The sequence below is a fragment of the Xanthomonas sp. NCPPB 3570 genome, from assembly GCF_056725115.1.
Map to the genome: position 1 here is coordinate 2,625,947 of NZ_CM161513.1, position 14,660 is coordinate 2,640,606.

The 14,660-nt window shown below is 69.0% G+C and carries 12 protein-coding genes; 7 read left to right on the plus strand and 5 right to left on the minus strand.

Features of this window, described 5'->3' with window-relative positions; all coding sequences use genetic code 11:
* The first annotated feature begins 239 nt into the window (after positions 1 to 239).
* The 6 genes from AC1PLR_RS11455 to AC1PLR_RS11480 all read left to right on the plus strand — a co-directional run bounded on the left by AC1PLR_RS11455 (position 240) and on the right by AC1PLR_RS11480 (position 5,771).
* The gene (locus AC1PLR_RS11455; RefSeq protein WP_481101059.1) at positions 240 to 1,211 is read left to right on the plus strand and encodes an IS110 family RNA-guided transposase; all 972 of its coding nucleotides are present in this window, start codon (positions 240 to 242) and stop codon (positions 1,209 to 1,211) included.
* Between the two features lie 44 nt (positions 1,212 to 1,255).
* Positions 1,256 to 2,119, plus strand: a complete 864-nt coding sequence (gene hutG / locus AC1PLR_RS11460) for an N-formylglutamate deformylase (protein ID WP_481101060.1) — start codon at positions 1,256 to 1,258, stop codon at positions 2,117 to 2,119.
* Between the two features lie 48 nt (positions 2,120 to 2,167).
* Positions 2,168 to 3,835 carry a urocanate hydratase gene (hutU, locus tag AC1PLR_RS11465; RefSeq protein WP_481101061.1) on the plus strand — a complete coding sequence of 556 codons (1,668 nt, stop codon included), beginning with the start codon at positions 2,168 to 2,170 and terminating at the stop codon, positions 3,833 to 3,835.
* 140 nt (positions 3,836 to 3,975) lie between these two features.
* On the plus strand, positions 3,976 to 4,794 hold the full coding sequence (locus tag AC1PLR_RS11470) for a hypothetical protein (RefSeq protein ID WP_481101062.1): 819 nt from the start codon (positions 3,976 to 3,978) through the stop codon (positions 4,792 to 4,794).
* 93 nt (positions 4,795 to 4,887) lie between these two features.
* Positions 4,888 to 5,145 carry an acyl-CoA-binding protein gene (locus AC1PLR_RS11475; RefSeq protein WP_010342548.1) on the plus strand — a complete coding sequence of 86 codons (258 nt, stop codon included), beginning with the start codon at positions 4,888 to 4,890 and terminating at the stop codon, positions 5,143 to 5,145.
* Positions 5,145 to 5,771, plus strand: coding sequence for a TetR/AcrR family transcriptional regulator (locus AC1PLR_RS11480; RefSeq protein WP_481101063.1), 627 nt, complete (start codon positions 5,145 to 5,147; stop codon positions 5,769 to 5,771). The genes AC1PLR_RS11475 and AC1PLR_RS11480 overlap by 1 nt, the downstream gene beginning before the upstream one ends.
* A 21-nt stretch (positions 5,772 to 5,792) precedes the next feature.
* Here the strand turns inward: AC1PLR_RS11480 and AC1PLR_RS11485 are convergent, their stop codons facing one another.
* From AC1PLR_RS11485 to AC1PLR_RS11495, 3 genes are all read right to left on the minus strand, one after another.
* Positions 5,793 to 6,290, minus strand: coding sequence for an N-acetyltransferase family protein (locus AC1PLR_RS11485; RefSeq protein WP_481101064.1), 498 nt, complete (start codon positions 6,288 to 6,290; stop codon positions 5,793 to 5,795).
* A 144-nt stretch (positions 6,291 to 6,434) separates the two neighbouring features.
* Complete coding sequence (locus AC1PLR_RS11490; protein ID WP_481101065.1) at positions 6,435 to 7,133, minus strand: SGNH/GDSL hydrolase family protein; 699 nt, start codon at positions 7,131 to 7,133, stop codon at positions 6,435 to 6,437.
* A 160-nt stretch (positions 7,134 to 7,293) separates the two neighbouring features.
* Entirely contained in the window at positions 7,294 to 7,710 is a 417-nt protein-coding gene (locus AC1PLR_RS11495; protein ID WP_481101066.1) for a hypothetical protein, read from the minus strand.
* Between the two features lie 160 nt (positions 7,711 to 7,870).
* Between AC1PLR_RS11495 and AC1PLR_RS11500 the strand changes: the two genes are divergently transcribed.
* Positions 7,871 to 8,725, plus strand: coding sequence for a hypothetical protein (locus AC1PLR_RS11500; protein WP_481101067.1), 855 nt, complete (start codon positions 7,871 to 7,873; stop codon positions 8,723 to 8,725).
* A gap of 241 nt (positions 8,726 to 8,966) precedes the next feature.
* Here the strand turns inward: AC1PLR_RS11500 and AC1PLR_RS11505 are convergent, their stop codons facing one another.
* Both AC1PLR_RS11505 and gyrA read right to left on the minus strand, forming a co-directional pair.
* The gene (locus tag AC1PLR_RS11505) at positions 8,967 to 11,396 is read right to left on the minus strand and encodes a membrane-bound PQQ-dependent dehydrogenase, glucose/quinate/shikimate family (RefSeq protein ID WP_481101068.1); all 2,430 of its coding nucleotides are present in this window, start codon (positions 11,394 to 11,396) and stop codon (positions 8,967 to 8,969) included.
* A gap of 362 nt (positions 11,397 to 11,758) precedes the next feature.
* Complete coding sequence (gene gyrA, locus AC1PLR_RS11510) at positions 11,759 to 14,575, minus strand: DNA gyrase subunit A (protein ID WP_481101069.1); 2,817 nt, start codon at positions 14,573 to 14,575, stop codon at positions 11,759 to 11,761.
* Between the last annotated feature and the right edge of the window lie 85 nt (positions 14,576 to 14,660).

The window sequence follows — 14,660 nt, forward strand, 5'->3', positions numbered from 1 at the left end:
GTATCTGGACATGAGGCCCCCGCGGCGTTATGTCTTCCGACTGATCATCGGAGCAGTGCGGGAAGCCCAGTCGCTCCTAAAGCCACGAGCTTGCATTGTAGATTGGCTCCCGCATTGCGCATGCTGGCCCATCGGTGTCCGTACGGTATCCAGAGTCCGCCGCTGGCGTGAACTCGCATCCACAAGGCAGGACCGGGCGCAGCGGTGATCGTGTTCACCCTACGATGGAGGAATTCCCCATGTCCCCAGTCGTCGGTATCGACGTCGCCAAACACAGTTTCGATCTGGCCATCGATCTGGCCAACGGCAAGTACCGCACCAAAGCCAAGCTTGCGAACGATCCCACGGGGTTCCAGACCCTACGCACGTGGCTGCAGACCCACGCGCAGGCGGACAGCTGGATCGTGATGGAAGCCACCGGCACCTACCACGAGGCGCTGGCCGAGTTCGTGCACGCCTTGGGCTACCGGGTGTGTGTCCTCAACCCGGCGCAGACGGCGCTGTATGCGCGCAGCCAGCTGACTCGGGTCAAGACCGACCGGAGCGACGCCAAGCTGATCGCCAGCTATGGCCTGCGCCATGCGTCGCAATTGCGGCCGTGGCAGCCCGATCCGCCGGCCCTCAAGCATCTCAAGGCGCTGGTGCGCCGCCGGGACGACCTGCTGCAGATGCTGCAGATGGAGCGCAATCGCCTGGATGTCGCCGCGCCGGTGGTGCGCGACTCGCTGCTGGAGATCATCAGCCAGCTCCAGGCGAGCATCGCCCAGATCGAACGGGCCATTGACGACCAAATCGACCAGGATCCGACCCTGCGCGGGCAGCGCGAGCTGCTGGTCAGCATCGACGGGATTGCCCACAGGAGCGCAGCGTTGTTGCTGGCGGAGCTTGGCAACGTGGAGCGCTTCTCTCACGCCTCGGCGGTGACTGCCTTTGCCGGGTTGAATCCACGGCTGCAGGAGTCGGGTAAGCGCCAGGGCCAGGTCTGCATCTCCCGCACCGGCTCCCCACGCCTGCGCGCCGGCCTGTTCCTGCCGGCCTTGGTCGCCATGACCCACAACCCGGTCGTGCGCGCGCTCAAACAACGCCTGCGCGAACGCGGCAAGGCCAACAAGCAGATCATCTGCGCCGCCATGCGCAAGCTGCTGCATATCGCCTACGGCGTGCTCAAATCCCGCACGCCCTTCCTCCCTCAAAAGGCCCTTGCCTGTTAGAGGGGAAGACGGTATCTACAACACCGCACAACCCGCGAGGCCGTATGACATCCCTGCCCGACTGGCTCACTGTGCACCGCGGCGATGCGCCGCTGATCCTCAGCTTCCCGCATACCGGCACCGAGCTGCCGGAGGCGCTGGCCGACCGCTTCGTCTCGCCGTGGCTGGCGCAGCGCGATGCCGACTGGTGGGTGCACCTGCTGTACGACTTCGCCGAAACGCTCGGCGCGACCACCGTGCGCACCGCGATCTCGCGCTCGGTGATCGACGTCAACCGCGACCCGGCCGGGGTGTCGCTGTATCCCGGGCAGAACACCACCGGGTTGTGCCCGCTCACCACCTTCGACGCGCAGCCGCTTTACCGGCCCGGCGCCGAACCCGACGCGGCCGAGATCGACGCGCGCCGCACGCGCTGGTTCGCGCCCTACCACGCTGCACTGGACGCGGAGATCGCGCGCCTGCGCGCCCTGCACCCGGCCATCGTGGTGTACGACGCGCATTCGATCCGCTCGCGCATCCCGCACCTGTTCGACGGCGAGTTGCCGCAGTTCAACATCGGCAGCGCCGGTGCCTCCGGCGCGGTGGACAGCAGTTGCGCGGCGGCGCTGACCGATGCGGTCGAACGCGTCTGCGCCGGCAGCGGCTTCAGCCACGTGCGCAACGGCCGCTTCAAGGGCGGCTGGAGCACCCGCCACCACGGCGCGCCGGCCGAAGGCGTGCACGCGATCCAGATGGAACTGGCCTGCCGCGGCTACATGCACGAGCCCGACACGGTCGACCCCAGCAACTGGCCCTCATCGTGGCAACCCGAATACGCCGCGCCGCTGCGCGCGGTGCTGCAGCAGGTGCTGCAGGCCTGTCTCGATTTCGCCCGCCGCCCTGCCGCATCCGGCCGCGCCGCCGACTGACGCGCACGCCGTGTTCCGCCTTCCGCGCATCCACCTGAGGATTCCCGCATGACCCGCCTCGACGCCACCCGCACCATCCAAGCGCCCACCGGCAGCACCCTCACCGCCAAGAGCTGGCTGACCGAGGCGCCGCTGCGCATGCTGATGAACAACCTGCATCCGGACGTGGCCGAGCGTCCGCAGGAACTGGTGGTGTACGGCGGCATCGGCCGCGCCGCGCGCGACTGGGAGAGCTTCGACGCCATCGTCGAGACGCTCAAGCGGCTGGACGACGACCAGACCCTGCTGGTGCAGTCGGGCAAGCCGGTCGGCGTGTTCCGCACCCATGCCGACGCGCCTCGGGTGCTGATCGCCAACTCCAACCTGGTGCCGCGCTGGGCCAACTGGGACCACTTCAACGAGTTGGACAAGAAGGGCCTGGCCATGTACGGGCAGATGACCGCCGGCAGCTGGATCTACATCGGCGCGCAGGGCATCGTGCAGGGCACCTACGAGACCTTCGTGGAAATGGGCCGGCAGCACTACGGCGGCGACCTGAGCGGCAAATGGCTGTTCACCGGCGGCCTCGGCGGCATGGGCGGCGCGCAGCCGCTGGCCGCGGTGATGGCCGGCGCCTCGTGCCTGGCGGTGGAGTGCCGCAAGAGCAGCATCGACATGCGCCTGCGCACCGGCTACCTCGATACCTGGACCGATAATCTGGACGAGGCGCTGCGCCTGATCGCCGAATCGTGCACGGCGAAGACACCGCGGTCGGTCGGCCTGCTCGGCAATGTCGCCGACGTGCTCGCCGAGCTGCTGGCACGCGGCGTCAAGCCGGACCTGCTGACCGACCAGACCTCTGCGCACGACCCGGTCAACGGCTACCTGCCGCAGGGCTGGACGGTCGAGCAGTGGGACGCAAAGCGCATCTCCGCACCGAAGGAGGTGGAACAGGCCGCGCGCGCCTCGATGGCCAACCACATCCGCGCCATGCTCGGCTTCCACGCCCTGGGCGTGCCGACCGTGGACTACGGCAACAACCTGCGGCAGATGGCGCTGGAGGAAGGCGTGGCCAATGCCTTCGATTTCCCGGGCTTCGTGCCGGCCTACATCCGTCCGCTGTTCTGCCGTGGCGTCGGCCCGTTCCGCTGGGCCGCGCTGAGCGGCGACCCGGAGGACATCGCCAGGACCGACGCCAAGGTCAAGGAGCTGATTCCCGACAACCCGCACCTGCACCGCTGGCTGGACATGGCCGCCGAGAAGATCCAGTTCCAGGGCCTGCCGGCCCGGATCTGCTGGGTCGGCCTGGGCGATCGCGACCGCCTCGGACTGGCGTTCAACGAGATGGTCGCCAACGGCGAACTGAAGGCGCCAGTGGTGATCGGCCGCGACCACCTGGACAGCGGCAGCGTCGCCTCGCCCAACCGCGAGACCGAGGCCATGGCCGATGGCTCCGACGCGGTCTCCGACTGGCCGCTGCTCAACGCCCTGCTCAATACCGCCAGCGGCGCCACCTGGGTCTCGCTGCATCACGGCGGCGGCGTCGGCATGGGCTTCTCGCAGCACGCCGGCATGGTCATCGTCTGCGACGGCACCGAGGCGGCGGCCAAGCGCATCGCGCGGGTGTTGTGGAACGATCCGGCCACCGGGGTGATGCGTCATGCCGACGCGGGCTATCCGATCGCCCTGGCCTGCGCCCGCGACAAGCACCTGGACCTGCCCGGCATCCTGCGCTGAGGCCGACGCGGCGTCCGTCGCCTGGCGGCGGCGGGCGGCCCGCGAGGCGCCAAACCGGAACTGCGTCACCGCTCGCACGATGCACCCTCAAGATCGGCCGAGATGCGCCGACAAGGGATGCATCGTTTCAAGGAGCCTGCATGGGCATCCTGATCTACCTCACTCCTGCCGTGGCGCTGTGGGCTGCCGTTGCCACAGCGTTCGCGCATGGCTTGTTCCAGCGTCTGGGGCACGCCTATCGGCGCGACGCGACTGCGAAGGAGACCATCGCGCGGTATCAGGCGGCGCTGAGCCAACTGAAGGCGCAGGCCGCCGCCAGCGCGCAGGAACTGGAAACGCTGCGCCAGGACCACGAGCGCCTGCGTGCGACCCTCGAATACGAGGCGGCGCCCGCTGCAGCGGCGTCCGCCACCGCCGCGCCTACCAATGCCCCTTCGACGGCAGCGTCGAAGGCGGCGCCCGCCCCGACCCCGGCTGCGCCGCCCTCGACCATCGCCCTGGCGCAGATCGACATCGCCGACGAGGTCGGCACCCTGCTCGCGCACGTCGCGCGGGTGGCGCGCAGCATCCGCCGCTACAGCGCCTACAGCCGCGGCCACAACGGCCCGGAGCCGGCCAGCGCGCGTTACGACCTGCACTGGCTGTCCGACTGCCTGCACAACCTGGACCAGGTTGGCCACGCACTGGCCCGCAACAACATGGAAACCCTCACCGCCGCCTGCACCGAGCTGCTGACCATGTACGAGCAGTACCTGCGTGACGGTTCGGGCTACAACAGCCGCGACACCTTCCAGCGGCTGAGCACCCAGGTGCCGCTGGCCGAGGTCACCGATGCGATCCGTTCCATCGCGGCCAAGGCCTCGCTGGCGCGGCAGGCGCAGGCCGCGCACGAACAGGCCGCGCATGCGCACGAACGCATCGCCGACAGCCGCCAGGCCGACGCACTGTCGATGCTGTGACGGCGCCGTCCGCCCCGGCCGACGGCCGCGCCCCGCGTTGACCGGGCCCCGCGCCCGTGCTGTGATGCCTGCCGGTCAGGGCGGAGCGGGATCATGGCAGACAGCAAGGCGGCCTTCGAGAAAGCGGTCCAGGACATCAAGCAACGGGCCGAGCGCCCCGACAACGACACGCTGTTGCGGCTCTATGCGCTGTACAAGCAAGGCTCGGAGGGCGACGTCAGCGGCGCCAAGCCGGGCTTCTTCGACTTCGTCGGCACCGCCAAGTACGAGGCCTGGGCCAAGCTCAAGGGCATGCCGCAGGCGGACGCGCAGAAGAAGTACGTGGACCTGGTGAAGAAGCTGCTGGCCTGATGGCCCGCGACACCCGGCGGCGCATCCTCGAGACCGCCCTGGCGATGTTCAACGCGCAGGGCGAGCCGCACGTCACCACCAACCACATCGCCGACGAGCTGGAGATCAGCCCCGGCAACCTGTACTACCACTTCCGCAACAAGGACGACATCATCGAGCACCTGTTCGCGCGCTACGAGGAGCGCATGGACGCGGCGCTGGCGCTGCCGAGCGCGCGCCTGCCGGGGCTGGAGGATATCTGGCTGCAGTTGCACCTGGTGTTCGAGTGCATCTGGGACTACCGCTTCCTGTACCGCGACCTGGTCGAGATCCTCAGCCGCAGCCGGCGCCTGCGCCTGCGCTTCGCGCGCATCCTGCGCCGCGCCGACGCCAGCGTGCAGGCGGTGTTCGAGGGCCTGGCGCAGACCGGGGCGATGCGCGCCAGCGCCCAGGAAAGAAGCGGCGTGGCCACCAACGTGCTGGTGGTGGCTACGTTCTGGCTCAACTACGCGGCCGCGCGCGGCGAGAAGGACGAGCAAGTGGCGATCCGCCACGGCATCGTGCAGGTGATGCAATTGATCGCCCCGTTCCTGCGCGATGCCGAACGCGCGCACCTGGCCGCGCTGATGGACGCCTACCTGGATTGAGGCGCCCAACCCTGCGCAGCGTCAGAGGCTCGCCCCGGTGGCGCTGTCGGCGGCTGCGCCGTCGAGCACGTAGACCTTGCACACCAGGCCCGGCGGCGTGCGGTAGGTGCGAAAGCCGATCGCCTCGTAGTACGCCTGCCCGAGCGCATTGTCGGCGGCGATGCTTGCGTCGATCCGGGTCAACTCGGCGCTGCGCGCCGCCGCGCAGGTGGCCCGGAACAGCGCGCTGCCGACGCCACGGCGCGCCGCGCGCGGGTCGACATGGGTGCCGATGATGCCCCAGCCCTCGGCGACGTCGTAGGCATTGCCGGGACGTGCGATGCGCAGCGACTGGAAACCGAGGACGCGCCCGTCGGACGCCTCGGCCAGCACGCACTGCAGGCGATCGGGATGCTGCAGATAGGTCGCGCGCACCGTCGCCGGATCGGTCGGTGCCTTGCGCAGGCCCGCGGCGAAGATCGCGTTCTGCACCGCGACCATCGCCTCGGCGTCGTCGAGCGTCGCAGGCCGGATCTGCATGGTGTCGGCATCTTGGGAACGGCCCGCGAGTATGCCCGAACGCGGCGTTCCGCCGCCAACGGCGAACCACCTCGCTCGCAATGCTGCCGGACGACCCGGACGCGGACGGCGTCGCACGCGCGTCGCCCTGCCGCTGCACACCGCTTACTTGAACAGTTCGACCAACCTGTCCGCGATGAGCTGATGCCCCTTTGCATTGGGATGGTTCGACTGCGCCATCAGGTCCTGTCGATTTCCCTTGTAGGCCGCAAAGGCCGCGTACGAATCGCCCAACGAGACGCCTTGGGTCTTCGCAAGCCTGCGAATCATGTCGACCTGTTCGAGCAGGGTCGACTTGGATGCGGGCGGATCGCCTTTCAGATCGATGCTCGGCGTCATCAACACCACGCACGCGTTCGCCGATCGTGCCTCGCGGATCATCTCCGTGAGGTTGGCGCGCGACTGCGCGACCGTCAGATTGCGGTCGTTGAGGCCGTAATCGATGGTGATCACTTTCGGCCGATGTCCCAGGCCTTCCGCGGCGAACCTGCCCAGCCCCTGACTGGAATTCTCGCCGCCGACCGCCGAGGTGATCACGTTGATGACCGCGGTCGGATAAAGCTGCTCCAGCGCATCGGCGACACGCTGTGGGTACGCCTCCTTGCTGCGCACCTCCGGAACGACGAAATAGCCGGCTGGCACGCTGTGCCCGAAGGTCACGATATTGATCGTGTGATTCTGCGGCCAGGCCAGTCTGAGTTCCTGCTTGACGGCTCCAAGGCAGGTTCCGCGACCGGCCGAGTCGGCGGCGTGCGCAAGGAACGGGACGGCGGCCAGACAGCCAAGCAACAAAATCGTTTTCATTCCTTATTGTGATCAATAGGAACTGTCTTGGCGAGCGTGAAATCGCTCCCCGCACCGTACACGCAGGCCGAAGGCAGTCCCGGCATGCAATGCGCCGCCCGTAGCGCCGCGCCACCGCGGCAGGCAGGCGGCTGGCATGGCAGCGTCTGCGCCCGGGTTTTTATCGAGCGCCTGCACTGCGCTTGCTGGCGGCACCTGGGCGCCGCGCGGCCGCACGCTTCCTGGCGGCGGGCTTGGCGCGCTCGGGCGCGGCCGGGCGTTTGCGCGCGGCGGAGCGCGGCGCGGCTTTCAGCCCCAGCTTGACCAGCACCGGCTGCAGGCGCGCCTCGACCTCGGCGCTCAACGGCTGCACCTGGCCGCGCAGCGCCGCGGCGCCCTCGCGCACGCTGCTTTCGGCCTCGTCGGCCAGTTGCGTGGCCAGCGCCTTGAGCGTCGCCGCGCCCTGCGCAGCATCGGCGGCGGCGGCCAGCGCGCGCTTGCGGGTCAGCGCGACCACGCCCAGCCCAGCCAACCACAGGTGCCGCGGGTTCAGCCGATCCGGCCGCAGCGCGGAAGTGGAACGCTTCTTGGTCGCCATCGCACGATCTCCAGAAGGGCCGGCAGTGGCCCCGATGCGTGCCATGCTGGCGCCGGTGGCTTGAGCAAACACACTATCCACGACCACCCTTGCCACGCGCCGGCGCCCGCGCCATGCTCGGCGCGGACGCCGTGGCCCGGCGCCGCACAGGGAGATCCGCATGGCAGCAAAATCGGGCGCGTGGGCGCCGTTTCCTTACGATGCCAAGGCCTACGCCTACGCAGGCGATGCGTTGAAGAAGGCCTGGCCCAAGCTGCACGCCGGCGACAGGGAACCCTACCCGGATCCGGCACGCGCGCAGGCGCTGCTGGATGCCGTCGGCAAGGCCGACAAGGGCCACGACGCGCAGACCCTCTCGGCCGCGCTGATCGAGGCCTGGCGGGCCTTCCACCACGGGCAGTTCCAGCAGGCCTACGAGGCCGGCAAGGCGCTGGGCGCGTTCGGCGCCTCGGTCGCGGTCAAGGCGATCGGCATCCATGCCGGCTATCTGGTCGACGACGAAAAAGAGCAGTTGCAGCGGCTGCAGCAGGCCGCGGCGCTGGCCGAGGCGGCGATCGCCGCGCTGCCGGACGAGGCCAACAGCCACTACCGCCACGCCTTCGCGCTGGGCCGCTACAGCCAGGGATTGAGCATCGTCAAGGCGCTCAAGCAGGGCATCGCCAGCAAGGTGCGCACGTCGCTGGAAGCGGCGCTGGAGCTGGAGCCCAAGCATGCCGAGGCGCACATGGCGCTAGCGCTGTACCACGCCGAGATCATCGGCAAGGTCGGCGCGATGATCGGCGGCCTCACCTACGGGGCCAAGGCGGCCACCGCCGAACAGCACATCCAGCAGGCGCTGAAACTGGTGCCGGACGCGCCGATCGCACACATCGAACACGCCAACGTGCTGCTGTTGCTGCATGGGGACAAGCGCGAGGACGCTGCCGCCGCGGCCTTCGAGAAAGCCGCCAAGCTCAAGCCGCGCGATGCGATGGAAGCGCTGGACGCGGCGTTCGCCCGGGATCAGTTGGAGTAGGCGCTGGCGCAAGCTGAGCGTATCTCACCCCTACCCTGTAGGAGCGGCTTCAGCCGCGACAAGCCTTCACGGGAATGCCTGTCGCGGCTGAAGCCGCTCCTACGACGCATCGCACACCCGTCGTTGGACGCACGCAACGCGACGGGCGTGAGCGGCGGCAGGAGGGCAATCACGCCCTTCTCGCCTCCACCACGCCCCGCCGCCGCGAAGCCGCATCGCGACCCCGCAGCGGCAGACCGCATCAGCCTGCCGGCGGCAGCGCGTAGGCGATCACATAGTCGCCGCGCTTGGTCTCCATGAAGTGATGGCCGGCAGCGACGATGACCAGATACTCGCGACCATCGACCGCGTACACCATCGGCGTGGCCTGGCCGCCGGCGGGCAGCTTGGCCTGCCACAGGGTCTTGCCGCTGGCCAAATCGATCGCGCGGATCATGTCGTCGGTGGCCGCGGCGATGAAGATCAGGCCGCTGGCACTGACCACGGCGCCGCCGTTGTTGGGCGTGCCGATCTCGATCGGCAATCCGGAGTGGATGCCGAACGGGCCGTTGCCGCGCGCACTGCCGAACGGACGGTCCCACAGGGTCTTGCCGCTGGCCAGGTCGATCGCACGGATGCCACCGTACGGCGGCTGCTTGCACAGCAGCCCGGTGAACGGCAGGCGCCAGCCGGCGTTGACGTTGATCGCGTACGGCGTGCCGGCCTGCGGATCGCCGGCACCCTCGGCGCCACCGCTGTCGCCGCGCACCTGGTCGCGCGGCGCCCAGCCCAGCTTGTCGGCCTTGGCCCGCGGCACCAGCAGGTTGTAGTTGGGCATGTCGTTGTAGTTGGCGACGATCACCCCCCGCCGCGGATCCACCGCCACGCTGCCCCAGTCCGAGCCGCCGTTGTAGCCGGGGTACTCGATCGAATGGCGTTCGGCTTCCGGCGGCGTGTAGATGCCCTTGTAGCTGGCACTGCGGAACTGGATGCGGCACACCAGTTGGTCGATCGGGGTCATGCCCCACATGTCGCGCTCGGTCAGGTCGCGCTTGCGCAGCGAGTGGTACAGCGAGAACGGCTGGGTCTTGGCGCGGCGCTGCGGCTCCACGCCGCCGCCCGGCACCGCGCGTTCCTCGACCCCGACCAGCGGCTTGCCGGTGCGCCGGTCGAGCACGTACAACTCGCCCTGCTTGCTCGGCAGCAGCACCGCCGGCACGGTGGTGCCGTCGTGCGGGAAATCCAGCAGGGTCGGTTGCGACCCCAGGTCGTAGTCCCACACGTCGATGTGAGTGGTCTGGAAGTTCCACACCGGCTTGCCGGTGGTGACGTCCAGCGCGACCAGCGAGGTCGCATAGCGGTCTTCCTGCGGAGTGCGCGAACTGCTCCAGTAGTCGGCCGAGGAATTGCCCATCGGCAGGTACACGTAGCCGAGTTGCTCGTCGCCGGCGGCGCTGGTCCACATGTTGGGCGTACCACGGGTCCAGGTCTGCCCCGGCGGCGGCGCGCCGGTCCAGTCCGGATGGGTCATGTCCCAGGCCCAGCGCAGCGCGCCGGTCACCGCATCGAAGCCCTGGATCACGCCGGACGGCTCGTAGCGCTTCTGTCCGTCCAGCACCTGGTGGCCGGTGACGACGACCCCGCGCACGATGGTCGGCGGCGAATTGATCGAGACGTAGCCCGGCGGCGTGGAGCCCATGCCGACGGTGATGTCGACCTGGCCGTGCTGGCCGAAGTCTTCGCAGGGCTTGCCGTCGGCCGCATCGACCGCGATCAGGCGCCCGTCCAGGGTGCCTTCGATGATGCGCTGGCGGCAGGCCGTCGACGCCGTTGCCTGGGCGTCGGGCACCGCGTAATAGCTGACGCCGCGGCAGGCGGCGGTATACGGGATCGCCTTGTCCGCCACCTTGGGATCGTAGCGCCAGCGTTCGCGGCCACTGCGCGCATCCAGCGCGATCATCTGATTGCGTGCGCTGCACAGATACAGGCTGTCGCCGATCTTCAGCGGCGTGGTTTCCGCGCCCCAGCGCTTGTCCGGCAGGTCGCCGGTGCGGAAGGTCCAGGCGGTGCGCAACTGCGCCACGTTGTCCGGGGCGATCTGCCGCAACGGCGTGTAGCGGCTGCCGGCGTTGTCGCGGCCGTAGGCGGCCCAGTCGGCATCGGCAGGCGCGTCGGCCGGCTGCGCGCCGGTGCGCGGGCTTGCCAGCGCACCGTCCATGCCCGCCGCATGCGCCAGCGTGCCGTCGGCCTCGGTCACCCCGTACGGCAGGAACGCCAGCGCGAACGCGCCGACGAACACCAGCGCCAGCACCGCGGCGAGCGAGCGCGACAGCGTGCGCGAGAACGGCCGGTCCAGCCGCGGCAGCAGCAACGCCAGCAGCAGCGCCAGGAACACCATCAGGCCCATGCGCGGCACCCAGCGCCAATAGTCGGTGCCCGACTCCCATGCCGCCCACAGCAGCGACAGCAGGAAGGTCGCGGCGAACCACAACGCGCCGCTGCGCCGCCCGCGCCACAGCTGCACGCCGGAAATCGCCAGGCAGAGGCCGGCGACCAGGTAGTACCAGGAGCCGCCCAGCGCCAGCAGCCAGGTGCCGCCAATCGTCAGCACTGCGCCGATCAGCGCGCAGACACCGCCGAGCAACCGCAGCGGCCAGCCGCCACGACGCTCGGTTCGTTCGAATTCGTTCATTGCCACTCCTCGCAGGACACGGCCACGCGGAACATCCGCCATGGCAGCGGCGCGTGCGCACCGCCTCGCGTTTATCCCAGGCTGCAAGTGAACATCACGCGTTTCCAGGCGACACACAGTGACACGCAATCTTGCGGTCTTCGTGATCCAGCGCCGACCCGGGCATCACACGGCATGTGCCGTCGAGGACAACGATTGCCCGACGGCATGGCGGCAGGCGATGTGGCGCAGCGACACAACGCGCGACGGTCGTGGCGCCGCCGCCGGCGTGCTCGCGCAGCAGGTCGCCCGCATCGTCAATGGTCATTCCGAAAACGACGACGCCGGCACGAGGCCGGCGTCGTCGTTCGCTCAGGCGTGGATCACGCCTGCGGCGGTGCTACCTCGCCAGCGCCTTCGGCGGCGTCCTCCTCGCCCGGCAACCCGTCTTCCTCGACCAGCGAGCCGTCCAGGCGTTCCACCGCCTGCAGCTTCTCGCCCTTGGACAGACGGATCAGGGTCACGCCCTGGGTGTTGCGGCCGACGCGGGAGATTTCCGAGGCGCGGGTCCGCACCAGGGTGCCGCCGTCGGAGATCAGCAGCACTTCGTCGCGGGTGCTCAGCAGCACCGCACCGACCAGCTTGCCGTTGCGCTCGCTGGTCTGGATGCCGATGACGCCCTGAGTACCGCGGCCCTTGCGCGGATACTCGCCCAGCGGGGTGCGCTTGCCGTAGCCGTTCTCGGTCGCGGTGAGGATGTAGGCATCGGCCTCGTCGCCGTTGCGCGCCTCGGCATCGACCTCGGTGTCCGCCGCGGCGTCGACGTCCTCGGCGTCCTCGTCCTGACCCACGGCCGGCTCGGCCACGATCAGGCTGACCACGTACTCGCTCTTGGCCAGGCGGATGCCGCGCACGCCGCGGCTGCTGCGCCCGGTCGGCTTGACCCCGCCGCGGCTCTTGCGCCGCGCGCCGCGGGCGTCGTCGCCCTCCTCGCCCGCGGCCTCGTCGTCGGCCACGGCGCTGTCGTCGGCAGCGGCCTCGTCGATGGCGGCATCATCGGCCTCGTCGTCCTTGGGCCGCTCGGAGAAGCGCACGGTCTTGCCGTTGGAGGCGAACAGCAGCACGTCGCGCTCGCCGTCGGTGAGTGCCACGCCGACCAGGGCATCGCCCTCGTCGAGGTTGATCGCGATCTTGCCGATCTTGCGCTGGAACGCGAACTCGCTCAGCGGGGTCTTCTTGACCATGCCGTTGCGGGTGGCGAAGAACACGTAGCGGCCTTCGGCGTACTCGCGCACCGGCAGCACCGCCTGCACGCGCTCGCCGTTCTCCAGCGGAATCCAGTTGACGATCGGGCGGCCGCGCGCATTCGGCCCGGCCTCCGGCAACTGGTGCACGGGCAGCCAGAACACCTTGCCGCTGCTGGTGAAGGTCAGCAGCGTGTCGTGGGTGTTGACCAGCCACAGCTGGTCGATGAAATCCTCTTCCTTGGTCGCCGCCGCGCTGCGGCCGCGGCCGCCACGCCGCTGCGCGCGGTAGGCGCTGACCGGCTGGCGCTTGGCGTAGCCGGCGTGCGACAGCGTCACCACCACGTCTTCCGGCGCGATCAGGTCGAGGATGTCCAGGTCCTCTTCGCTGTGGCGGATCTCGGTGCGGCGCGCGTCGCCGTATTCCTCGCGGATGTTGACCAGTTCCTCGCGGATCACCTGCAGCAGCACGTCCGGGTTTTCCAGGATGCGGATCAGCCCGGCGATGGCCTCCAGCAGCTGCTTGTATTCCTCGGTCAGGCGCTCCTGCTCCAGGCCGGTCAGGCGGTGCAGGCGCATTTCCAGGATCTGCGTGGCCTGCACTTCGGTCAGTTGGTAGCCGCCGCCGACCAGACCGACGCCGCTGGGCAGGTCTTCCGGGCGCGAGGCCTCGGCGCCGGCCGCATTGAGCAGCGCGCCGACCAGGCCCGACTGCCAGGTCTTGGCCAGCATCCGCTCGCGCGCTTCGTTCGGGTTCGCCGAGGTCTTGATCAGCTCGATCATCTCGTCGATGTTGGCGAGCGCGACGGTCAGGCCTTCGAGGATGTGCGCACGCGCGCGCGCCTTGCGCAGTTCGAAGATGGTACGGCGGGTCACCACTTCGCGACGGTGGCGGACGAACGCCTCCAGCATCTGCTTGAGGTTCAGCAGCTGCGGACGGCCGTCGACCAGCGCCACCATGTTGATGCCGAACACCGACTCCATCTGGGTCTGCTGGTACAGGTTATTCAGCACCACGTCGGCGGCTTCGCCGCGCTTGACCTCGATGTAGATGCGCATGCCGTCCTTGTCGGACTCGTCGCGCAGCTCGCTGATGCCCTCGAGCTTCTTTTCCTTGACCAGCTCGGCGATCTTCTCGATCAGCCGCGCCTTGTTGACCTGGTACGGGATCTCGGTGACCACGATCGCTTCGCGGCCGTTGTCCTGGATCTCGATCTCGGCCTTGGCGCGCATGCGCACGCGGCCGCGGCCGGTGCGGTAGCCGGCGACGATGCCGGTGGTGCCGTTGACGATGCCCGCGGTCGGGAAATCCGGGCCGGGGATGTGTTCCATCAGCCCGTCGACGTCGATCTGCGGGTTGTCGATCAGCGCCAGGCAGGCATTGATCGACTCGGTCAGGTTGTGCGGCGGGATGTTGGTGGCCATGCCCACCGCGATACCGGCCGAGCCGTTGACCAGCAGGCTCGGGAAGCGCGTCGGCATCACCGACGGTTCCTGTTCCTTCTCGTCGTAATTGGGCTGGAAATCGACGGTTTCCTTGTCGATGTCGGCCATCATCTCGTGCGCGAGCCGCGACATGCGCGCCTCGGTGTAACGCATCGCCGCCGCGGAATCGCCGTCGACCGAGCCGAAGTTACCCTGCCCGTCCACCATCATGTAGCGCAGCGAGAACGGCTGCGCCATGCGCACCAGGGTGTCGTACACCGACTGGTCGCCGTGCGGGTGGTACTTACCGATGACGTCGCCGACGATACGCGCCGACTTGTAGTAGGGCTTGTTGCTGTGCGCGCCCAACTCGTTCATCGCGAACAACACGCGGCGATGCACCGGCTTGAGGCCGTCGCGCGCATCCGGGAGGGCACGCCCCACGATCACGCTCATGGCGTAATCGAGGTAGCTCTTGCGCATCTCGTCTTCCAGGTTGACCTGGATGATTTCCTTGGCGGATTCTGCCATTCGGGTTCCGTAAGTCTGGTGGCGGATCGACCACGACGCCGGCCCGCGACAGGCGGGCCCGCCGCGGCCGCACGCCTAGGGCGCA